At 69.1% G+C, this 19,081-nt stretch carries 19 protein-coding genes; 9 read left to right on the top strand and 10 right to left on the bottom strand.

The annotated features are described in order from the left end of the window. Positions 1 to 141: 141 nt before the first annotated feature. On the bottom strand, positions 142 to 1,125 hold the full coding sequence (locus tag NET02_RS11020) for a DMT family transporter (protein WP_284057468.1): 984 nt from the start codon (positions 1,123 to 1,125) through the stop codon (positions 142 to 144). A 147-nt stretch (positions 1,126 to 1,272) separates the two neighbouring features. Between NET02_RS11020 and NET02_RS11015 the strand changes: the two genes are divergently transcribed. Next, positions 1,273 to 1,674, top strand: coding sequence for a DUF2203 domain-containing protein (locus tag NET02_RS11015; RefSeq protein ID WP_284057467.1), 402 nt, complete (start codon positions 1,273 to 1,275; stop codon positions 1,672 to 1,674). 186 nt (positions 1,675 to 1,860) lie between these two features. On the opposite strand, the gene NET02_RS11010 is transcribed toward NET02_RS11015, so the two are convergent. From NET02_RS11010 to NET02_RS10995, 4 genes are all read right to left on the bottom strand, one after another. Further along, entirely contained in the window at positions 1,861 to 2,127 is a 267-nt protein-coding gene (locus NET02_RS11010; RefSeq protein WP_284057466.1) for a GlsB/YeaQ/YmgE family stress response membrane protein, read from the bottom strand. Between the two features lie 195 nt (positions 2,128 to 2,322). Further along, entirely contained in the window at positions 2,323 to 2,811 is a 489-nt protein-coding gene (locus tag NET02_RS11005; RefSeq protein ID WP_284057465.1) for a GNAT family N-acetyltransferase, read from the bottom strand. A gap of 97 nt (positions 2,812 to 2,908) precedes the next feature. Further along, on the bottom strand, positions 2,909 to 5,416 hold the full coding sequence (locus NET02_RS11000) for an ABC transporter permease family protein (RefSeq protein ID WP_284057464.1): 2,508 nt from the start codon (positions 5,414 to 5,416) through the stop codon (positions 2,909 to 2,911). 55 nt (positions 5,417 to 5,471) lie between these two features. Then, on the bottom strand, positions 5,472 to 6,206 hold the full coding sequence (locus NET02_RS10995; RefSeq protein ID WP_284057463.1) for an ABC transporter ATP-binding protein: 735 nt from the start codon (positions 6,204 to 6,206) through the stop codon (positions 5,472 to 5,474). A 328-nt stretch (positions 6,207 to 6,534) separates the two neighbouring features. Between NET02_RS10995 and NET02_RS10990 the strand changes: the two genes are divergently transcribed. Further along, positions 6,535 to 7,122, top strand: coding sequence for a YbhB/YbcL family Raf kinase inhibitor-like protein (locus NET02_RS10990; RefSeq protein ID WP_284057462.1), 588 nt, complete (start codon positions 6,535 to 6,537; stop codon positions 7,120 to 7,122). Positions 7,123 to 7,169: 47 nt separating this feature from the next. After that, positions 7,170 to 7,937, top strand: coding sequence for a bifunctional demethylmenaquinone methyltransferase/2-methoxy-6-polyprenyl-1,4-benzoquinol methylase UbiE (gene ubiE, locus NET02_RS10985; RefSeq protein WP_347711031.1), 768 nt, complete (start codon positions 7,170 to 7,172; stop codon positions 7,935 to 7,937). Between the two features lie 247 nt (positions 7,938 to 8,184). Here the strand turns inward: ubiE and pepF are convergent, their stop codons facing one another. Beyond that, positions 8,185 to 10,017 (bottom strand): oligoendopeptidase F, encoded by a 1,833-nt coding sequence (pepF, locus tag NET02_RS10980; RefSeq protein ID WP_284057460.1) that lies wholly within the window; start codon positions 10,015 to 10,017, stop codon positions 8,185 to 8,187. 280 nt (positions 10,018 to 10,297) lie between these two features. On the opposite strand from pepF, the gene NET02_RS10975 reads away from it, so the two are divergent. The 5 genes from NET02_RS10975 (at position 10,298) to NET02_RS10955 (ending at position 12,789) form a co-directional block, all read left to right on the top strand. Next, entirely contained in the window at positions 10,298 to 10,702 is a 405-nt protein-coding gene (locus NET02_RS10975) for a hypothetical protein (protein WP_284057459.1), read from the top strand. Positions 10,703 to 11,158: 456 nt separating this feature from the next. Beyond that, positions 11,159 to 11,623 (top strand): Asp23/Gls24 family envelope stress response protein, encoded by a 465-nt coding sequence (locus NET02_RS10970; RefSeq protein ID WP_284057458.1) that lies wholly within the window; start codon positions 11,159 to 11,161, stop codon positions 11,621 to 11,623. An 18-nt stretch (positions 11,624 to 11,641) separates the two neighbouring features. Beyond that, positions 11,642 to 11,983, top strand: coding sequence for an Asp23/Gls24 family envelope stress response protein (locus NET02_RS10965; protein ID WP_284057457.1), 342 nt, complete (start codon positions 11,642 to 11,644; stop codon positions 11,981 to 11,983). Further along, positions 11,980 to 12,558 carry an alkaline shock response membrane anchor protein AmaP gene (gene amaP / locus NET02_RS10960; protein ID WP_284057456.1) on the top strand — a complete coding sequence of 193 codons (579 nt, stop codon included), beginning with the start codon at positions 11,980 to 11,982 and terminating at the stop codon, positions 12,556 to 12,558. The genes NET02_RS10965 and amaP overlap by 4 nt, the downstream gene beginning before the upstream one ends. A 24-nt stretch (positions 12,559 to 12,582) precedes the next feature. Further along, positions 12,583 to 12,789 (top strand): hypothetical protein, encoded by a 207-nt coding sequence (locus NET02_RS10955; protein ID WP_284057455.1) that lies wholly within the window; start codon positions 12,583 to 12,585, stop codon positions 12,787 to 12,789. A 50-nt stretch (positions 12,790 to 12,839) separates the two neighbouring features. Here the strand turns inward: NET02_RS10955 and NET02_RS10950 are convergent, their stop codons facing one another. Further along, positions 12,840 to 13,718, bottom strand: a complete 879-nt coding sequence (locus tag NET02_RS10950) for a Rieske (2Fe-2S) protein (RefSeq protein ID WP_284057454.1) — start codon at positions 13,716 to 13,718, stop codon at positions 12,840 to 12,842. Between the two features lie 229 nt (positions 13,719 to 13,947). Between NET02_RS10950 and NET02_RS10945 the strand changes: the two genes are divergently transcribed. Then, entirely contained in the window at positions 13,948 to 15,171 is a 1,224-nt protein-coding gene (locus tag NET02_RS10945) for an amidohydrolase family protein (protein ID WP_284057453.1), read from the top strand. 23 nt (positions 15,172 to 15,194) lie between these two features. On the opposite strand, the gene melA is transcribed toward NET02_RS10945, so the two are convergent. The 3 genes from melA to NET02_RS10930 are packed head-to-tail and all read right to left on the bottom strand — an operon-like array spanning position 15,195 to position 19,050. Continuing rightward, entirely contained in the window at positions 15,195 to 16,625 is a 1,431-nt protein-coding gene (gene melA, locus NET02_RS10940; protein WP_284057452.1) for an alpha-glucosidase/alpha-galactosidase, read from the bottom strand. A gap of 22 nt (positions 16,626 to 16,647) precedes the next feature. Then, entirely contained in the window at positions 16,648 to 17,589 is a 942-nt protein-coding gene (prpB, locus tag NET02_RS10935) for a methylisocitrate lyase (protein ID WP_284057451.1), read from the bottom strand. A gap of 18 nt (positions 17,590 to 17,607) precedes the next feature. Further along, on the bottom strand, positions 17,608 to 19,050 hold the full coding sequence (locus NET02_RS10930; protein ID WP_284057450.1) for a bifunctional 2-methylcitrate dehydratase/aconitate hydratase: 1,443 nt from the start codon (positions 19,048 to 19,050) through the stop codon (positions 17,608 to 17,610). Positions 19,051 to 19,081 lie beyond the last annotated feature (31 nt).

Below are 19,081 nucleotides of genomic sequence, written 5' to 3'. Positions count from 1 at the left end.
CCGGTGGCCACGACCCACCGTCCTGCTAGTCAACCCAGTGTACCGGATCGCCGGAACCGCTGGTGCCGGCCAGGTACGATCGATGCGCCCAGCCCCCCTGTCTCCATGTAGGGGGTATGCTCGTCCACGCCCACACCTGGTTCATCCTGGTTGACGCGGCGGCGCAGGGTATGACGAGTGAGGTTCGTCGGGCGACGGCCGCGCGCGTTCGGGTCGCATCACCAGCCAGGTGCCTAGGATCACGACCAGGCCGCCAGCGACGATCGGGAGCGTCAGGCGCTCGCCCAGGATCGGGATAGCCAGCAGGATCACGGCCAGGGGCTGCACGTAGAGATACACGCTAGCCCGGGTCGCTCCCACGAGCGCCAGTCCCCGGTTCCAGGTGAGGTACGCCACGCCGGTGCAGACCAGCCCCAGGAAGGCCGTCACAGCCACCGACTCGACGGTGAATCGCGGCACCCGCCCGGTCGCCAGTTCGGCCAGGGCCAGCGGCAGCAGGGTCACCGTGCCGGCGAGCACCACGTGGGTGGTGGCGACGAGCGGCGGCCAGCGGTGTAACACCTCGCGGCCGATCAGCGTGTAGGCCGTCCAGGCGATCGTGGTCGAGAAGGCCAAGAGATTGCCGATCCAGGCGCCGCCCAGGCTGCCCTGGGTCGTTGCCAGGGTGAGCCACGCCGCGCCGGCCAGCGCGACGGCGATGCCGGCCGCGCGCCGCGGGCCGATCGTCTCTTTCAGGAAGAGGCGGGCCCCGACCGCGGTCATCACCGGGTACGGCAACGACAGCAGCGAGGCGGTCGTGGCGGTCGTCCAGTTGAGCGCCAGGTTGAGCCCGATGTAGAAGTAGCCGACGCCGAGCGCTCCGAGCAGGCCGAGCCAGCGCCACTCGTCCCAAGGAAGAGACAGCCGCTGCCGGGCGAGCCGGACGCAGCCGACGAGCAGTGCTGTGGCGAGCACAGCGCGCAGGAACCCCAGCGTCAGCGGTGGCATCGCGTCGACGATCAGCTTGGTGCCGACGAACGAGGCGCCCCACATCACGGCGGTGAAGGTGAGCAGGAGATGCCCGGCCAGCTCCGTGGTGGCCGGTGGCCGGGTATCGGTCGCCTGCGTCGCTGCCGGATCGCTCACCCTAGCCCTCTCATGTCGGTCCTTGCGCCGCGCTCGCCGTGCCTGGGCGAGCGCGGCGCGAAGGCATGCTAGACTGGACGTAGAGTGTGGCCAGACGGCCGGTCGAGTGCAAGAGCGAACCGGCTTCGTCGCGACCGGAGACCCGGGATGAGCAGGCGCTTCGCCAGGTACTTTACGGTCGAGGAGGCGCGGGCGCTCGTTCCCCGGTTGCGCGGCCTCTTGACCGCGATGCAGGCCGAGAAGCAGCAGATCGACCGGGAGGCGCTGGCGCTGCAACGCCTGACGCCGCTCGTGCAGCAGAACGGCCATGCCGTCGAGGCCCTGCACCACGAGCGCCGGCTGGCGGAGCTCGTGCGGGCGCTTCGCCAGAAGCTCCGGGTGATCAACGAGCTGGGCGTCGAGGTCAAGGATCTGGACCTGGGCCTGGTCGACTTCCCCAGCCTGCGCGACGGCCGCGAGGTCTACCTCTGCTGGAAGGTGGACGAGCCGACGGTCGAGTACTGGCACGAGCTGGATGCCGGCTACCGCGGCCGCCAGCCCCTAGAGTGACACGGCACGACCAGAACGCGGAGCGTCCTCTGCGTTTCGCGCGTGCGTTGCAGTCGGATCAGCCACTGCGAGCTTCGGCCCGGCTGCACCGGTACTGATGATCGACTCAACCGGCGACCTCGCCGAACAGGTGTTGGAGTATGCGGATCCGCTGCCCACGCACCACTCGAGCCGTCGATCGCGCTATCAGGCAGGCTGCTTGGGAAGGACACGCAGGATCAGCCACAGGAGCGCGAGCGCGCCGACCAGAGCGACCGTCAGAGAGCCGATCCAATTCACTGCTTCCAGGCCGAGCCACTCCATCAACCAACCACCGACCACTCCGCCCAGTATGCCGACGGCCACTGCCCCGATGATTCCCCACCGCTGGCGCGGAACGCTACGGAACATCACGATGTAGGCAAGCACTCCTGCGACTGCACCGATCAGCAGGAACAACAGCGTTTCGCGCATCGCCATCACTCCTCGCTTTCCCTCCTACTCGACTCGATGCGCTTACACTATGCGCGCCCTGCACCATCGTCAAGACCCCACCGCACCGCCGAGACCCGGCTTGTCCCTCGCGCCCCCGGTACGCGCCAGACCAACCGCCGTCGCTGCCTGTGTTCCGGGCAGCTCGATGATTTGCAGGCGCCGTCACCGGCTCGGTCAGGCGTGCTCCAGGTCGACCCGTAACAGCGGCAGTGTCCGCCCGGGGATGCTGCCCGAGGGCACCGTGCCGATCGGCTCGGCGCCCATCGCCCGGTAGAACGGCTCGGCATTGGGATCGCTGTGGATCAGCATCGCGCGGTAGCCCAGGCGCTTGGCGGTGGTGATAGCGTGCTGCATCAGGCGGCGGCCGTAGCCCCGGCCGATCGCGTCCGGCTCCACGAACAGCGCGCTCAGCTCCACCTCGCGCTCGTTCACCGGCTCCAGCAGGTAGAAGCCGGCCACCCGGCCCTCCGCCTCCAGCACGTAGGCCGGGTAGCGCGCGAGCTGCTCGGGCGATAGTGCCAGCTCGGCGGCTGCGGCGGCCATGAAGGCCTCGTCGTAGCCCCAGGAGGCCTTCGAGCGCAACGAGAGCGCCGTCAGCGCCTCCGCCTCGCCCGGCTCGGCTCGTCGAATCTCCACCCGCTCGGCCGCAGCCCCCTCGGGCATCCCTCTCCCCCTCGTGCCCTCGCGGCGGGACCGGGAAGATGATACGCCATCGAGCGGCGGATCTCGGAGTGACCGGTGCGCGAACCAGCGGTGCTCCTCAGAGTGCGCTGCGATCGGAAGCACGAAGCTCCCTGCAGGCCAGCACCGTGGCGAGCAGCACGGCGAGGTAGCAGGCTGCGATGGCCATCCCTATCGCCGGCCAGGGGAGGCTGAGCACGAAGTCAGGCATCCGCCAGGCCGTGATGACGACCGTTGGGATCGCCATCACCAGCGCCAGGATCGTGCTCACCGCGAGGAGGAAGGCGTTCTGGGCCATCACCACCTGCCGCGCCCAGCCCGGCGAGAGCCCGACCGCGATCAGGCTGCCCAGGTACCGCCGCATGGTTGCCACCTGGGCGCGCGAGAGCGCGATGCTACCCAGCAGCACGACCAGCATCAGGCCGGCGGCTCCAGCGAAGAGCGCCTGCGGCACGATGAGCTCACGACGCTCGTAGATCCGGACCTGAGAGGGGTCCAGGCCGGCGTCCAGCACCGCCTGTCGCGCCGCCTGGGCTTCGGTGTTCGGGATCCCGGTGAAGAGCAGGCCCCCATCGCTGACCGGCAGCCCGAGCCGCTCCGCGGTGGCGGCCAGCATCACCCCATTATGGCTGTGTCTCCATCCAGGATAGATGCGAACGGCGAGTGCCCGGAGCCGTACCTCCCGCTCGTCGTAGACCAGCGTGCGCTCGCCGCTCTCCTCGCCGTCCCAGGCGAGCATGCCGCCCCCGGCCAGCAGCGCCGCTTCCTCAGCCGTCAACGAGCGGCCGAGCAGGCGGCCCACGTCGTCCACCGTGTCCAGCACCAGAATGATCCCTAGGTCATGCCGCATCATGACGAGGATACCCTGCTCCCCGAGATAGCGCAGGTGCACCGGCGGGTCGTACCCGCCCAGCCGGTCGCGCACCACTGCCGGTATCCCTGCCGATGGCCCTCCACTCACCAGAAGCTGGCCGGGTGCGACCGGTGGGATGCGCTGCTGCTCGTTGGTCGCGATCAGGGTCTCGATCAAGCCGAGGTAGCCCAGGGAGAGGCCGAGCACCGCGGCCAGCACGGTGACGGTGACGGCGCCGCGAGCGCGCTCGTGTTCGAGGTTCCGTCGAGCGAGCCGGAGGCGCGGATCTTGACGTGGGAACAGGGGCAACGCCCACTCCAGCGCCTCCGGTACTAGGAGCAGCACGGTGGCGGCTACCGTCCCGGCAAGCACCATCGCCTCCTCGACCCTGTCCAGCCGGGAGACCAGCACGATCGAAACGCAGGCGACGAGCACTGCCAGGCCGTGACGCACGTTCGCGAGGTGGCGACGACGCCGCGACGTCTCAGGCTGCCCCTGATAGGCTGCCGGGTCCTGGATCGGGGGCTGCTCGCCCAGTGCCAGCCAGGACAGCGCGGTGCCGGCCACACAGGCGGCGACCGCCCCCACCGCCAGCCGGGCGACTGGGTCGATCAGGCTCGGGAACGGCGAGAGCTCCTGTGCCCGCAGCTCGAACTCCTCGATGACGAGCCTGCCGGCAAGCCCGATCCCCACGCCCAGGGCCAGCCCAGCCACGAGCGCGACCAGTATCCAGCCGCTCACCGCCACGCCGAGCGCGAGCGCGGCGCGGGCCGGCGACAGCCCTAAGGCCACCAGAAGCCGGCCGCTACGCCGCAGTCGTCGCTGGCCCAGGGCAAAGACCGCCAGCGAGGCGAGGGCAGGCAGCAGCAGCGACGGCACCGTGTAGCTCCCCGGCAGCCGCTCGACCCAGGACCGCGGCGCGGCGCTTCGCACCTGCGCGCGGTCCTGGGTCACCTCCGCCAGGGTGTGGGCCACCTCGCCTGCCGGCAGCTCCAGCTCCTGGGCGAGCTCCGCGCTCACCGAGTCGATCACCCGCTGGCGCTCACCCCCCTCCCAGTAGAGCACCGGAACGGCGCTGACGCGCGGGAAGGCCTGCAGGGCTGCCTCGCCGATCGTCCCGAACGTGCCCGGCGCCGCCAGGATCTCGTGGTAGTCGCCGTAGCGGTCGTCGACGAGCCCGACGACCTGGAACTGCTCGTGGCCGGCCAGCACGGGCAAGATGTCGCCGGGGGAGGCCAGCGCTCCCCGTCTGGTTCGCGCGACGGTGACTTCACCCGGGCGCTCGGGCCAGCGGCCGGCGAGCAGCACATAGCGGCCGGGGAATGGAGCACGTGACCAGTCGGTCTCGAAGTACCAGGTGCGTGGCGGATTCGCCTGAGCCGGTCGGATGTCGTCTACAGAGATCAGAAGCACCATCGCCTCGGAGGCACCCCCGGCCAGCGCCGCCGCCTCGATCGTGCGCACCAGCCCGGCATCCTGAGGCGCGAGCGACGTTACCCGGCTCAGATTGGCGGTAAATTCGAAGCGCCCCAGGTCGCGCTCGACCACCTGCTCGCCCGTGAGGGTGTAGGCGCTCATCAGGATATAAGCGGCGACCACCGTCGCAGCGATCGCCGCCAGGAGCCAGGAGGAAGCCGCCAGCGACCGGTTGCGCATGAACCGGTGCCCGAGCCGGAGGGAGAGAGCGAGCGAGGGGCGCAGGCGGATCCCGGACGGGCGGGAGCTCCGGGGCACTCCACCTCGCCCGCGTCCGGATCGGCGCTGGAGCGGTCGCCTGCTGGGCATTCGCTCAGACCCTCACCACCTCGCGCCGGCTCAGGCGCCCATCGACCATCTCGTAGACGGTATCGGCGTACTCCTGGCACAGGGGATCGTGCGAGCAGACCACCGCCAGCGTGCCCTGTTCGCAGAGCGCGCGGACGAGCGCGAACAGCGCCCGCGAGTTGGCCGAGTCGAGCGAGCCGGTGGGCTCGTCGGCCAGCAGCACCCGGCGCTGCCCGGCGAGCGCCCGGGCGATGCCGACCCGCTGGCGCTGCCCGCCTGAGAGCTGGCTGGGCAGGCGGTCTGTTAGGCCCCCGAGCCCGACCCGCTCCAGCTCGGCCAGCGCGGCCGCTCGGGCCTGCTCGAGCGGCACCCCGCGCACCTCCAGCGGCAGCGCCACGTTCTCCCAGGCGGTGAACTCCTCAATGAGCTGGTGGTCCTGGAAGACCACGCCCACCGTCTCCAGCCGCAGCCGTGCCCGCCCGGCCTCGTCCAGCGCGCCGACGTCGACACCGGCCACGTGGATCGTGCCGCTATCGGGCACGTCCAGCCCGGCGATCAGGTTGAGCAGGGTGGTTTTGCCCGATCCGCTGGGGCCGAAGATACAGACGAACTCGCCAGCCCGCGCGGCGAACGAGACCTCGCGCACCGCGTGGACGGTCTCCGCCGGTGTGACGAACGCCCGGCTGACCCGGTCCACCCGCAGCAGCTCGGGCCTGGCCGAGCTTTGAGCTGCTTCTCGCGAGCACGTGTGGTTCTCCATGAAAACCCCTCGCCGCTCTCGGTCTTGTCGTTCGTGTCTATCGGTGAGCGGTGGCCGTCCCCCAGAGGCAGTTGAACGAATCTTAGCGGCCTCACGCCAGGTCCGTCAATGGCTGGCTTCTTCCATGCGAGTACTAGGGCGGACGCCCACGACCGCAGCGCGGGTCGCTCGCGCGTGAGTCGCTGCCGCGGCGGGCGCGGGCTCAGGTTCCGCCTCTCCTGTTCGTAGGGGCGACCGGCTGGTCGCCCCGCGCAGTGATGGGAGCGGTGAGGCCGCACCGGGTTGTCGCACGTGTCGTAGACTGAGACCCAGGGGATGCACCGTACCGATGAGACGAATGCTGACGCCGGCTCGAATCGCCCGCACGCTCGCAATGGTGCTCTGTCTGGCCAGTGCGGCCTGCGCGCTGCCGGGCCGTCGCGCAGGGCCGGAGCTACCGGAGGCGCCTGCGACTATGAACTTGACCAGCCCCGCCTTCGCCGCGGACGCGGCGATCCCTCAGCGCTTCACCTGCGACGGCGAGGACATCTCGCCTCCGCTCTCCTGGTCGGACCCACCCGAGGGGACGCGCGCCCTCGCCCTTGTCATGGACGACTCCGACGCGCCCGGCGGCACCTTCACCCACTGGCTCGTCTACGACCTGCCGGCGGAAGCCCGCTCGCTACCCGAGGGCGTGCCGGCGGGGCGAGAGCTGCCGGGCGGCGGGAAGCAGGGCGAGAACGACTTCGGCCGGACCGGCTACGGCGGCCCCTGCCCGCCGCGCGGCGAGCAGCACCGCTACCGTTTCACGCTCTACGCGCTCGATGCCCCCCTCGGCCTGCCGCCCGGCGCCGGGCGAGCGGCGGTGCTGGAGGCGATCGCCGGCCACGCGCTGGCTCGCGGGGTGCTCACTGGCACCTATCGCCGGGGCGAGTAGCGCACGGGCGGTCGCCGTGGTACATCACAGAGCCGGTGACCGGCAGAATGGGCCGCGTTCGGCCAGGCGTGGGGATGGCGCAGCAGAGCCAGCGAGGACGGCCAGGGGCCTTGCGCCCATCTGAGGAAGTCCGGTCGATGTTCGACCGGATCTCCCGGCGCTACGATCTGATGAACCGCCTGATGACCGGCGGGCGCGACGTGGCCTGGCGCCGGCTGGCGGCGCGCGAGGCGCTGGCCGGCGGCCGCGGCTGTGTCCTCGACGTCGCCAGCGGCACCGGGGATCTGGCCATCGAGCTGGCGCGCCAGGGTGCCGCGCGGGTGGTCGCGCTCGACTTCTCGCGGGAAATGCTGCGCAGCGCAGCGGAGAAGCTCCGCCGGCTGGGACATCCCCACATCGAGCTGGTCTGCGCGGACGCGATGCGCCTGCCGTTCCCCGACGCGACCTTCGACGCCTGCACCATCGGCTTCGGCCTGCGCAACTTGCCGGACTACCAGGCCGGCATCGCCGAGATGGCGCGGGTGCTGCGGCCGGGCGGGCGGCTCGTGATCCTGGAGACCACGCCGGTGCGGCAGCAGTGGCTGGCGCCGCTCTTCCACCTCTACTTCGACCAGATCGTGCCCCTCATCGGCGGGCTGGTCAGCGGCGATCGCGACGCCTACGGCTACCTGCCGCGCTCGACGGGCGCCTTCCCCGACGCCGAGACGCTGGCCGGCATGCTGGCCGGCGCCGGGCTCGCCGAGGTGCGCTTCCGGCGGCTGATGCTGGGCACGGTGGCCCTGCACGTGGCGATTCGGCCATGCGCCGCGGTCTGAGCAACGCGGCTCAGACCCAACCGGCGGGCGATCCCGGCAGCCTCCCAGACCCCGGTTTCGCCAGCCATCCCCCCCGTGAGCCGGATCAGAACGATAGGCTAGGCATTGTGCCGCTTCCCCACCGACCGAGCCGGTCGTCTGCAGCTCACTCCCCCGCAGACCATCCGGTAGGGATGACCGGCCGGTCATCCCTACCGTCCAGTAGTCAGCGCCTTCAAGGGCGTGAGGCGGGCACGCGCGGGCGGAGTCACCGAGACGGCTCATCCCCTGGTATCAGCCCCAGCTCGCGCAGCGCCGCCTCCAGCGTGTCGAGATCCTGCTCGACGGTGGCGAAGGCGGCCAGGTACGGCTCCGGCGTGGTCAGGTCCACCCCAGCGTCGCGCAGCAGGTCGAGCGAGTCTTTGGAGGAGCCGGCGGCCAGGAACGCCAGGTAACGGCGGCGTGCATCCTCGTCGCCGGAGAGCACCGCGCGCGCCAGCGCGGTTGCCGCCACCAGCCCGGTCGCGTACTGGAACACGTAGAAGCCGCGGTGGAAGTGCGGCACCCGGCTCCACTCGTGGGCCACCTGCTCATCCACCACGAGATCCGGCCCGTAATACTCGCGCAGCAGCCGGCCATACTCCCGCGTCATCCAGTCGGGACTTAACCCCTCACCCCGCTCGACCGCCTGGTGCGTGAGCAGCTCGAACTCGGCGAAGAGCGTCTGGCGCCAGAGCGTCGTGCGGAACGTCTCGAGCGCGTCGTTGACCAGCGCGGCCCGCTCGCGCGGGTCGCCGGTGATGTCCAGCAGGTGAGCGGTGAGCAGCCGCTCGTTGAACGTGGAGGCGACTTCGGCCACGAAGATCGTGTACTGCGAGGTCGGGTGCGGCTGGGCTCGCGAGGAGAAGTAGGAGTGCATCGCGTGGCCGACCTCGTGGGCCAGCACGAACACCTCGCGGAGCGTGCCGTTCCAGTTCAGCAGGATGTACGGGTGGACGCCATAGACACCCAAGCTATAGCCGCCCGATCGCTTGCCCGGCGTCTCGTGGACGTCGACCCAGCGGGAATGCAGACCCTGGCGTAACGGCTCGGTGTACTCCGGACCCAGCGGCTCCATGGCTGCCAGCACCAGGTCGCGGGCTTCGGCGTACGTATAGGTCCGCTCCGGGCGCTCGACCAGCGGGACGTAGAGGTCGAAGGCGCGCAGCTCGCCGAGCCCGAGCGCCTGCTTGCGCAGGCGGAGGTAGCGCTGCAGCAGCGGCGCGTGCTGTCGCACGAGCTCGATGAGTGTGGTGTAGACCTCGAGCGGGATGGCGTTCGGGTACAGCGCGGCCTGAAGCGCCGACTCGTAGCGGCGAGCGCGCGCGTAGAAGACGTCCGCCTGTGTGCTCCCGGCGAGCAGCGCACCGAGCGTGTGGCGATGGGCCAGGTATGGCGCGTGGAACACCTCGTACGCCTGCTGGCGTACCTGCCGGTTCCGTCGCTCGAGGAGCAGGAGGTAGCGGCCCTTGGTCAGCTCGATCTCGGTACCGTCCTCGTCGATGACGACGCCGTAGCGGATGTCGGCGTTGTCGAGGAAGGTGAAGGCATTTGACGGCGCGCGGGCCAGCTCGGCCGTCTCGGCCAGCAGCTCCTCGACCTCCGCCGAGCGGGTGTGCGGGCGCATCCGGATCGTCTGCTCGATCTCGCGTCGGAAGGGTGCCAGCCCTGGCTCTTGCTCCAGGAAGGCGCGGAGCTCGTCGTCGGTGAAAGCCAGCAGCTCGGGCGCGATCCAGGCAGCGGCGCGGCTGGCAGCCACCGCCAGCGACATCGCCTGCTCGTAGCGCTGGACCGCCTCGGGGTCGCGCGTGTCCTGGTCCCGGGCCAGGAGCGCGTAGGCGAAGAGCTTCTCGACGCGCTGGTCGATCTCGTCGGCCAGCGTGAGCACGGCCAGGATCTGCTGGGCGCCCTGCCGCAGCGTGCCGCGCATCCCCTCTAGCCGGGGCAGTTCGGCCAGCACGGCCTGCCGCTCGGCCTCCCAGTCGGCCGGGGTCGGGTAGAGATCGGCCAGTTCCCAGCGCTCCTCGATCGGAATCTGCTCGCGCGTGAGCTGCTGCACCATGCTCATTCCTCCCAGTGGATGACTACGATCGCCATCTCGCGCCCCAGTGTACCTGCCGGTGCCAATAAACCAGAACGAAGGTACCATGGCATCCGACGGCGATGTGATGGATAATGAGCACAGGGCATGTCACTGTGGGAAGCTGTTATTACCAGTTCACGACCGTGCTTTCAGTCCCCATCGCGGCGTACCTGAAGGTTGTGGTCGACTTTTCCACTGACCCGGCGAGGATCATCACTGCTTTCCCGACCAACCGCATTCATCAGGGGGAGGAACAGCTATGGCCGTGAACGATTGGCTAGCCTTTGAATATCATCCCAGGATCCCGTCTCCCGAGGAACTGGCCGAACGGCTGCGAGTGTCACGCATCACTGTGACCTACAACCCATTAGCGGATGAGTTACTCGTGCTCTGGGATCTCCCCGCGAAACCAGCAGTTAGTGTCTTTTTCGATGATCCTGACTGGCTCGCCTATCGGCTAGATCCGGACACGCACGATGTGGTGGGCTTCCATATTCTGGACTACCTGCACCGGGCCGTTCGCGAGTACCCAGAACTTTTGGAGCTGGCCGAGCCGGCAGAGATTCCTGCGGAACTGGTCGAAAGAGCGTATCAGAACGTACCGGAGGAGGAACACGCGCGCGCTGCCGTGCGCGTCCTTGCTTGCCTGGCTGCATCGAGCTAGTTCCTCTCTGTGACTCCACAGGCATCAACGGTGCTGCATTCCCGGGGCTGAGCTGTGCTGGCCGGAGCGTTTTCGCAGCTCGCCGCCTGTACCGTATCGGACGCCGTCAGACGCGTACCGTCCAGTATGAGGTAGCCTCCGAAATCTGACAGGTCTCCACCCCAAACCCTCTCTTCGCCCAGCGCGGGAAGATGAGGCAGGGTGCGAGAAACCGCCGTTTGCTCCTTAGCAGCGAGCCCGTCGGGTGAGACGGGGATCTGGCAGCGCTCAGCGCGATGGCTCGGTACCAGACATAACCAGTAGCAACGCGCGTTTTCGGGTCTCGTGATCCAGATTACCCGGCAGGCTTGGCTCGCAGGGTGCTCCGTGTGGCATCGCACGAGTGCTTATTGTAAAGTTCAACCCAGCGACTGTTCCCCGAATCGGAGTTGGTGTGCATACAGAAGGAGGCCCAGGATGGCTGAGACACGACAGAACGTGGCCGAGACTCGACCGCAGGAGACGGCGCCCGCGCGGGCGACTGACCTCGTGACCGAGCATGGGCGCACGACGATCGCGGACGACGTGGTGGCCAAGATTGCGGCCATCGCGGCCAGAGAAGTTCCGGGTGTGCACGAGCTGGTCTCGCAAGGAGTCGGTGGGACGTTGAGCGGGCTGACCCAGCGCGTTGCTGGCGGTGGGGGCGACAACATCGGCACGCAGGGCGTCAGCGTGGAAGTCGGACAGCGCGAGGCGGCCGTGGACCTGCGCATGATCGTCGACTACGGCGTGAGCATCCCCCAGGTGGCAGACGCCGTCCGGCGGAACATCCGGAACCGGGTCAACTCGATGACCGGACTCACCGTCCGCGAGGTGAACATCGACGTGACCGATCTGTACTTTGCTCAACAGCAACAACAGACCGACACACGTGTCCAGTAGGTGCGAAGGGCGGCCGTGATGCCTGAGCATGCAGCGCTCGATGAGATCGTGATCGCGCGAGCGGTTGCGGCCGCCGTCCAGCGGGTGCCAGGGGTTGCCGGGATCGGCCAGGGGCGGCACGCAACGGCGACCTATGGCCCGAACCAGGTGATTCGTGGTGTCGGCGTCACCCGTGCGCGTGGTCCGCTGGATATCGACATCCATCTCACCGCCGCCTATGGGGCTGCAGTCGATCTGCCGGAGCTCGCCGAGCGGGTACGCGAGGCAGCGCGTGCAGCTCTCGACGATCTCAGTGTGGAGGAAGTGGGTGGTATCGACGTGACAGTCGAGGACCTGCGCGTCGGAGGAGAGCAGCCATGAACGTCTTCAACCGTCTGCTCGCCCTCGTCGTCTCGGCCCTGCTGGTCATCGTGGCCGGCGCTGTGCTGCTGGTCATGCTCGGGCTCGCCGAGCCGGCTTCTCTGTCCCCCGCCCCGTGGTTCACTGATCGGCTCGAGGACTTCGCTGCCTTGACCGGCAGCGACCGTGCCTGGACGATCACCGTCGCTGCCGTGCTCCTGGTCGTCGGTCTGTCGCTGTTCGTCCTGGAGTTGCTGCCAGGTCGGAGGGAGCCCCCCAGGCTTACGGTGCGCCAGGATGGGATGGGGCGAGTGACGGTCGACCGCCGGGCCGTCCAGGACCTGGTCTCCTGGGAGGCAGCGCAGGTCGAGGGTGTGCGGGAGGTCCGGTCTCACCTGATCGAGGGGCGTGACGGCTTACGGGTACACTGCCAGGTCTCGGTCGATCCAGAGACCAGCGTGCCGGAGCTCACCGACACCCTGCAGCAGCGGGTCAAGACCGCCGTCGAGCGTCATCTCGGACGCGCAGTGGCAGCGGTGCAGGTCGATGCCCAGGTCGCGCCGCTCGCCAATGGTCGCGCGAGCCGAGTTCGGTAGCGGGCAGACGGAAGGACTGGAGCGATGCAGACGAGATTAGCTGGGGGGATATCCGCGCTCGCACGCGGCCTGAGCCCGGTGACGGCAATCGTGCTGGGGGCGCTACTGATCATCCTGGGTATCCTGATCATTCTGTACCCGGCACTGCTCTACTGGATGGTCGGCATCGGCCTGATCCTCGGCGGGGTTGCCCTGGTTGCGGCTGTGCTGGCGCCCCCACGGTCGATGTGAGCGGCGCGCGTCACCGGGCTGCCCAAGCTGGTCGAGCAACCGGCGTGCGATCAGGCATGCGCCGCCCGCACCTCGACCTGCCCGTTCTGGACGCGCACCTCGAGGCGCGGCGCCGGGTAGGTCGCTGGGCCGTCGAGGACCCGGCCGTCCTCCAGCGAGAAGCGCGAGCCGTGCCAGGGGCAGGTAATGCTGCAATCGGAGACTGTGCCCTGCGAGAGCGGTCCCCCGAGGTGCGAGCAGGTCTCGCCCAGGGCGTAGATCTGGCCGCCACATCGGACCAGCACGATGGGCACCTCTCCAGCGATGGCTCGTCGCGGTTTCCCCTCCTCGAGCTCCGTCTCGGGCAGCACCGGCACGAAGCTGCGGGGCAGTCCCTCGCGCGTCGCGTGGTCGACCCCGATCCGCTCGCCATAGACCAGGTGGCCGCCGAGATACGCCGCGGCGAATGCCAGCGCATAGCCGAGGAAGCCGAGTGCCTGCCCGGCCCCCCGCGCCCCGTTCCTGCGGCACCAGAGCGACGTTGCGTAGAGCAGCGTGGCGCTGAGATTGAGGGAGCCGTGGACTAAGCCGATCCGTGACGGACGGCCTCGCGTGTGCTGCCAGTCGTTGAGGCCGCTGGCCGCCGCGCCGACCGCGGCCGCGAGCCCCACCCCGAGGATAGCGTCGGCCCCGCTCCGGCGGCGACGCCGGCCGCCGAAGACCTCGGCCGCGTCGAGGACGGCGACAGCGGTCCAGGCGCCGAGCGGCACATCGGTCAGAACCGGATGGAGCGGGTGCCCGAGCCAGGTACCGTGTAGAGCATTCTTCAGCCAGCGGCCGGCCAGCCCTCCTCTCGCCAGCGCCGAGCCGACGGCGCCGCGCAGCACCTTGCCCGGCCGATCCAGCCAGCGCTGCCGGTCGATTGCGTTCAATATCGCTTCCCACCACACGGTGCCTCTCCGATCACCCTCGATTCCCGCCCGTCGTGACGCTCCGGTTCAGCGAGGGGACAGCCGTTGCTCGCCGGAGGTCAGGTAGGCTGATTGTACGATCGCGTTTTGTCAAGTTCCAGGGGTGCGGGTGCTCCGGGAGTGAGGCCGGTGCGGCCCTTGCCGGATGCCCGAGGTGGCGCTAGGCTGCCGTGGAGCGCGTTTCCGCTGATTTCTGGAGGATTCGACCATGCCGAAGCTCGTGATCCGCAACGCTCGCACGCGGCAGCGCCCGGCTGAGCTCGTCGATATCGCCATCGAGGAAGGGAAGATCGTTGCCATCGGCTCCGGTCTGGAACGGGGCGACGATGAGCTCGACGCCAGGGGCAGGCTCGTCACCGAGTCGTTCGTCGATCCACACCTGCACCTGTGTAAGGTCTATACGTTCCACATGGTCGGCGAGGGGGCGCTGGCACAGTACCAGGGCGGCGCGATGGGCGGGGCGATGTCGGCCATCGAGCTCGCGGCCGCGGTGAAGGCAGAGTACCGGGAGGATTGGATCTATCGCAACGCTCGCCGGGCACTGCTTGACGGCCTGCGCTATGGCGTGACGCATGTCCAGGCGTTCGTCGACGTGGACACGAAGGCGCGGCTGGAGGCGGCCCGGGCGGTGTTGCGCCTTCGCGACGAGCTGGCCCCAGCCGTGCAGGTCGAGGTCGTCGCCTTTCCGCAGGACGGCCTGCTACGCGATCCTGGGGCTGCCGACTACGTCCGGGAAGCGATCCAGCTCGGCGCCGACGTGGTCGGTGGTATCCCCTGGATCGAGTACACCGACGAGGCGATGCGGGAGCATGTCGAGTGGGCGTTCGACCTGGCGAGGGAGACTGGTCGGCCGGTGGCGATGCTCGTGGACGATGCCGGCGATCCTGGCCTGCGCACGACCGAGCTCCTGGCTACGGCGGCGCTTCGCTATGGGTGGCAGGGCCGGGTCACGGCGTGCCATGCCCGGGCCATGGCCCTGTACCCGGAGCCGTACTTCCGCAAGCTGGCGGTGCTGGCGAGGCAGGCCGATCTCCGCTTCGTGGTCGACCCGCACACCGGCCCGCTCTATGCCCGCGCGTTCGACCTGCTCGACGCCGGAGTAATCGTCGCGCTGGGCCAGGACGACATCGCCGACGCCTACTACCCTTATGGGCGACATAACATGCTGGAAGTGGCGTTCCTCGCTTCGCACCTGATGTGGGCGATGACGCCCGCGGCGATGGAGCGGCTCTACGACATGGCGACGACCCTGGCGGCCCGGGCGATGGGTGTCGAGGGGCACCGGCTGGCTGTCGGGGCGCCGGCGAACCTGGTCGTGCTCGAGGCGGAGAGCGTGCACGAGGCCATCCTCGAGCACGCGCCGCCGCGCTACGTGATCGCGAACGGCCGGCTCGTCGCTGAGAATGCCAGCTCGTCCACACTCTATGTGTGATGTCCTCGATCCTGAGTCTTCGGTCAGGAAGCTGCGGCAGCTTCCTGCCAAGGAGCCAGCCACGCGCGGTGGGCATCGAGCAGCTCGTCGACCAGTGCCTGGATCTGGTCCAGATCTAGCTCCGCGCTGGTGTGCGGATCGAGCATAGCCGCATGATAGATATGCTCCCGCCGGCCGGTCAGCGCCGCCTCTACCGTCAGCGCCTGCACATTCACGTTGGTCTGGATCAACGCCGCAAGCTGCGGCGGCAGCGGGCCGACGTGCACCGGCTGCACCCCGTTGCGGTCCACCAGGCAGGGCACCTCCACGCAGCAGCCTGGAGGTAGATTATCGATCAGCCCGTGGTTCATCACGTTCCCGTTGATCACCCGCGGCTGTCCGGTCTCCATCGAGTGGATGATCAGCGTGGCGTACTCGCCGGAGTGATGCGGCCGGCCGGTCCGCGCTTCCTCTTCCCACACCCGTTGCAGCCAGGCGGCGCGCCGGTGCTCGCCGACCGCCTCCAGCATCGCGAGCTGACGCTGGCGCCGGTCCTGCTCGTAACGGGCGAGCGCGGCCGGATCCGGATCGAGCAGCGCCGCGCGCATCTCCAGCCAGTCGGCGATCTGGGCCTCGCAGCGGCGCGGGTACTCGTCGAGCGGGATGTTGAACCGCTCGATCAGATCGGGCCGGTCCCGCTTGATGAACCAGGGCACATACTCGGAGAAGTGTTCACTCGACTCCGTAGGGAAGTAGCCGAAACGGCGAAAGATCTCGAACCGCACCCGGTCGTGCGCTGGCGCATCCCCATCATCGAGGAGCCGGCGGAGTGCTGGATAGAGATCCTGCCCGTGGTGCTCCAGGCGCAAGTAGAAGGCCAGATGGTTGATGCCGGCGCAGACATACGTAACCTCCTCCGGTTTCAGGCCCAGCAGGTGGGCCAGGTAAGCCGCCGTGCCCTGCACGCTGTGGCAGAGCCCGACGACCTTGACCCGCGTCGCCCGGCTGACGGCCCAGACCAGCATCGCCATCGGGTTCACGTAGTTGAGGAGGAGTGCCTGCGGGCACAGCTCTTCCATGTCGCGGGCCAGCTCGAGCATGACTGGGATGGTGCGCAACGCCCGCATGATCCCGCCGATGCCGAGGGTGTCGCCGATCGTCTGGTGAAGACCGTACTTCTTCGGGATCTCGAAGTCGATCACCGTGGCCGGGCGGTACCCACCAACCTGGAACATAGTGAGGACATAGTCAGCGCCGTCGAGCGCTCGGCGCCGGTCGGTCGTTGCCTCGATCTGTGGACGGGCATCGGCCTGATCGGCGACGCGGTGAGCGACTAGCTCGGTATCGCGTAACCGATCAGGGTCGATATCCATCAGCGCGATGGTGGCCTGGTGGAACTCGGGGAAGAGGAACAGGTCGCGCAGCAACGCGCGTGCGAACACCGTGCTCCCGGCCCCGATGAACGCGAGCTTCATAGTCGCCTGTACTCCTGTGGCCCTATCCCTGCTGCCCGCCGTGGCTCGTATCGGCCGGTGGCCACTGGGGCAACGTCGAGCGCGCGACCTGGCTATCGAGCGCCTCGTAGTCGAAGTAGCCGATCGTCTCGTAGAGTTCCGCGCGGGTCTGCATCTCGGGCACGAGGTCGCGGGTGGTTCCGTGCTCCCAGAGGTGCTGGTAGAGCCGCTCCATGGCTCTCGCCGCGACCCGGAGGGCCGAGACCGGGAACAAGATAATGCGGTAGCCCCAGCTCGCCAGCTCGGCCGCGGTGTACGGCGGCGTCTTGCCGAACTCGGTCAGGTTGGCCAGCAACGTCACCCCCGGCAGCGCCTCGCTCACGGCCCGGAAGTCCCGCTCGTTCGTCAGTGCCTCGGGAAAGATCGCGTCTGCCCCAGCGGCCAAGTAGCGTCGTGCCCGGGCGACGACGCCCTCGAGTCCCTCGCTCTCGTGCGCGTCAGTGCGAGCGATAATGTAGAGCGTCGGTGCGACCGCCTTGATCGCTCGGATCTTCTGCTCGAGCTCCTCTGGAGGCACGAGCGACTTGTCGCTGAGGTGGCCGCACTTCTTCGGGTAGCTCTGATCTTCGATCTGGACTCCCGCTACCCTGGCCTCCGCCAGCGTGCGGGCGGCTCGTGCCGCGTTCAGCACCCCGCCGTACCCGGTGTCGATGTCGACGATGAGGGGAAGCTCGGCGGCGCGCACGATGTCGCGGGCCCGCTCGGCCACCTCCTCGAGGCCGACAAGCCCCAGGTCGGGCAGCCCGCGGCTCGCCGTGTAGGCTCCGCCCGAGAGGTAGAGCGCGCGGAAGCCGGCGCGCCGGGCCAGGAGCGCGGCGAGGGCGTCGTGCGCCCCCGGGAGCACTAGTGGTTCCTGGGCCACCAGCTCGCGGAACTGCTCGGCCAGCACAGCCTGCGGGGTCGGGCTCTGCTGCAGCCAGCTCACCGGCACGCCATCCTTCCGCTAGCCACGATGGAGCGCGTCCATGAGGTGATCGACTGGCAGGTCGGGTAGCTGCGGCGACTCGGCCAGCAAGGCGTACAGCCGCTCGGCCTGGCGCTCCGGATAGGCGGCGGCGAGCGCGCGGCGCAGCTTCTCGCGTAGGAGCGGCAACCCTTCCTGGCGACGCCGCGGGTGCCCGAGCGGGAACTCGACGAGCACCCGCTCGGTACTGGTGCCGTCGGTGAAGAAGACCTGGACGGCGTTCGCGATCGAGCGCTTGTCGGGGTCGAGGTAGTCACGGCTGAACTGGGGATGCTCGACCACGGCCATTCGGGCGATCAGCGCTGGGATGCGCGGGTCGGACGCGACCGGCTCGGTGTAGTGCTCGTAGCGCAGCTCGCCGTAGAGGAGCGCCACCGCTGTCATGTACTGGAGCGAGTGGTCGCGGTCGGCCGGGTTAGCGAACGGCCCGGGCTTATCGATGATACGGACGGCCGGCTCCTGCGTCTCGATGACGATCCGCTCGATCTCGTCCAACCGGTCACGCACCAGCGGGTGCAGCCGGAACGCGGCCTCCACGGCGGTCTGCCCGTGGAACTCCGCCGGGAAGGCGATCTTGAAGAGGACGTTCTCCATCACGTAGCTGCCCAGCGGACGGCCGAGCACGACCCGCTCGCCGCGCAGCACCACGTCCTCGAACCCCCAGCGGGGCGCGCTGAGCGCCGTGGGGTAGCCGGGCTCGCCCCGGAGAGCCAGGAACGCGAGCCGGACGGCACGGCTGGTCGCGTCGGCGGCGGCCCATGACTTGCGCGGCCCAGTGTTCGGGTAGTGGCGGTACGTGCGCAGCGCCGGCCCATCGATCCAGGCGTTCGAGAGCGCGCTCAGCACCTCGTCCTCCCCGCCGCCCAGGAGGGCGGTCGCGACGGCTGCCGAGGCGACCTTGACGAACTGGACGTGGTCGAAGCCGAAGCGGTTGAGGCTGTTCTCGAGTGCGAGGATGCCCTGGATCTCGTACGCCTTGATCGCCATCGTGAGCACGTCGCGCAGGCGGAGCGGCGCCTCGCCACGGCTGCGCCGCAGCCGGCTGACATGGTCGGCGACGGCCAGCACCGCGCCGAAGTTGTCGGACGGATGGCCCCATTCCTTCGCGAGCCAGGTGTCGTTGTAGTCGAGCCAGCGGATCATGGCCGTGATGCTGAAGGCCGCCTGCACGGGATCGAGGACGTGTGGCGTCCCCGGCACCTTGACCCCGTTGGGGACGACGGTGCCGGGCACGACCGGCCCCAGCAGCGCGGTGCACTCGGGATAGGCCAGCGCCTCGAACGCGCAGGCGAGCGAGTCAGCCAGCGCCAGCCGGGCGGTCTCGTAGGCTAGCTCGCTGGAGATCTCCGCGCGGAGGGTGTAGTCCGCAAGCTCCTGCAGGGCCCGATCCGGAGCCGGTCGCGCGTGGGTGAGGGTCGCCACGTGCCCCCTTCTCCTCTCGCTCTCACACGGC

This window comes from Thermalbibacter longus, assembly GCF_023806485.1.
GTDB classification, from domain to species: Bacteria; Chloroflexota; Chloroflexia; order Thermomicrobiales; family Thermomicrobiaceae; genus Thermalbibacter; species Thermalbibacter longus.
The sequence above is the reverse complement of the archived record's forward strand: the minus strand, read 5'-3'. Positions and strand labels throughout refer to the sequence as shown.

Bases quoted from the DNA above. Each gene is read 5' to 3' on its own strand.
- NET02_RS10990 (WP_284057462.1), top strand. From the start codon at position 6,535: ATGAGACGAATGCTGACGCCGGCTCGAATCGCCCGCACGCTCGCAATG.
- NET02_RS11015 (WP_284057467.1), top strand. From the start codon at position 1,273: ATGAGCAGGCGCTTCGCCAGGTACTTTACGGTCGAGGAGGCGCGGGCG.
- NET02_RS10970 (WP_284057458.1), top strand. From the start codon at position 11,159: ATGGCTGAGACACGACAGAACGTGGCCGAGACTCGACCGCAGGAGACG.
- NET02_RS11005 (WP_284057465.1), bottom strand. From the start codon at position 2,811: ATGCCCGAGGGGGCTGCGGCCGAGCGGGTGGAGATTCGACGAGCCGAG.
- NET02_RS10965 (WP_284057457.1), top strand. From the start codon at position 11,642: ATGCCTGAGCATGCAGCGCTCGATGAGATCGTGATCGCGCGAGCGGTT.
- ubiE (WP_347711031.1), top strand. From the start codon at position 7,170: ATGGGCCGCGTTCGGCCAGGCGTGGGGATGGCGCAGCAGAGCCAGCGA.
- pepF (WP_284057460.1), bottom strand. From the start codon at position 10,017: ATGGTGCAGCAGCTCACGCGCGAGCAGATTCCGATCGAGGAGCGCTGG.
- NET02_RS10975 (WP_284057459.1), top strand. From the start codon at position 10,298: ATGGCCGTGAACGATTGGCTAGCCTTTGAATATCATCCCAGGATCCCG.
- amaP (WP_284057456.1), top strand. From the start codon at position 11,980: ATGAACGTCTTCAACCGTCTGCTCGCCCTCGTCGTCTCGGCCCTGCTG.
- NET02_RS10955 (WP_284057455.1), top strand. From the start codon at position 12,583: ATGCAGACGAGATTAGCTGGGGGGATATCCGCGCTCGCACGCGGCCTG.
- NET02_RS10945 (WP_284057453.1), top strand. From the start codon at position 13,948: ATGCCGAAGCTCGTGATCCGCAACGCTCGCACGCGGCAGCGCCCGGCT.
- NET02_RS10995 (WP_284057463.1), bottom strand. From the start codon at position 6,206: ATGGAGAACCACACGTGCTCGCGAGAAGCAGCTCAAAGCTCGGCCAGG.
- melA (WP_284057452.1), bottom strand. From the start codon at position 16,625: ATGAAGCTCGCGTTCATCGGGGCCGGGAGCACGGTGTTCGCACGCGCG.
- NET02_RS11010 (WP_284057466.1), bottom strand. From the start codon at position 2,127: ATGCGCGAAACGCTGTTGTTCCTGCTGATCGGTGCAGTCGCAGGAGTG.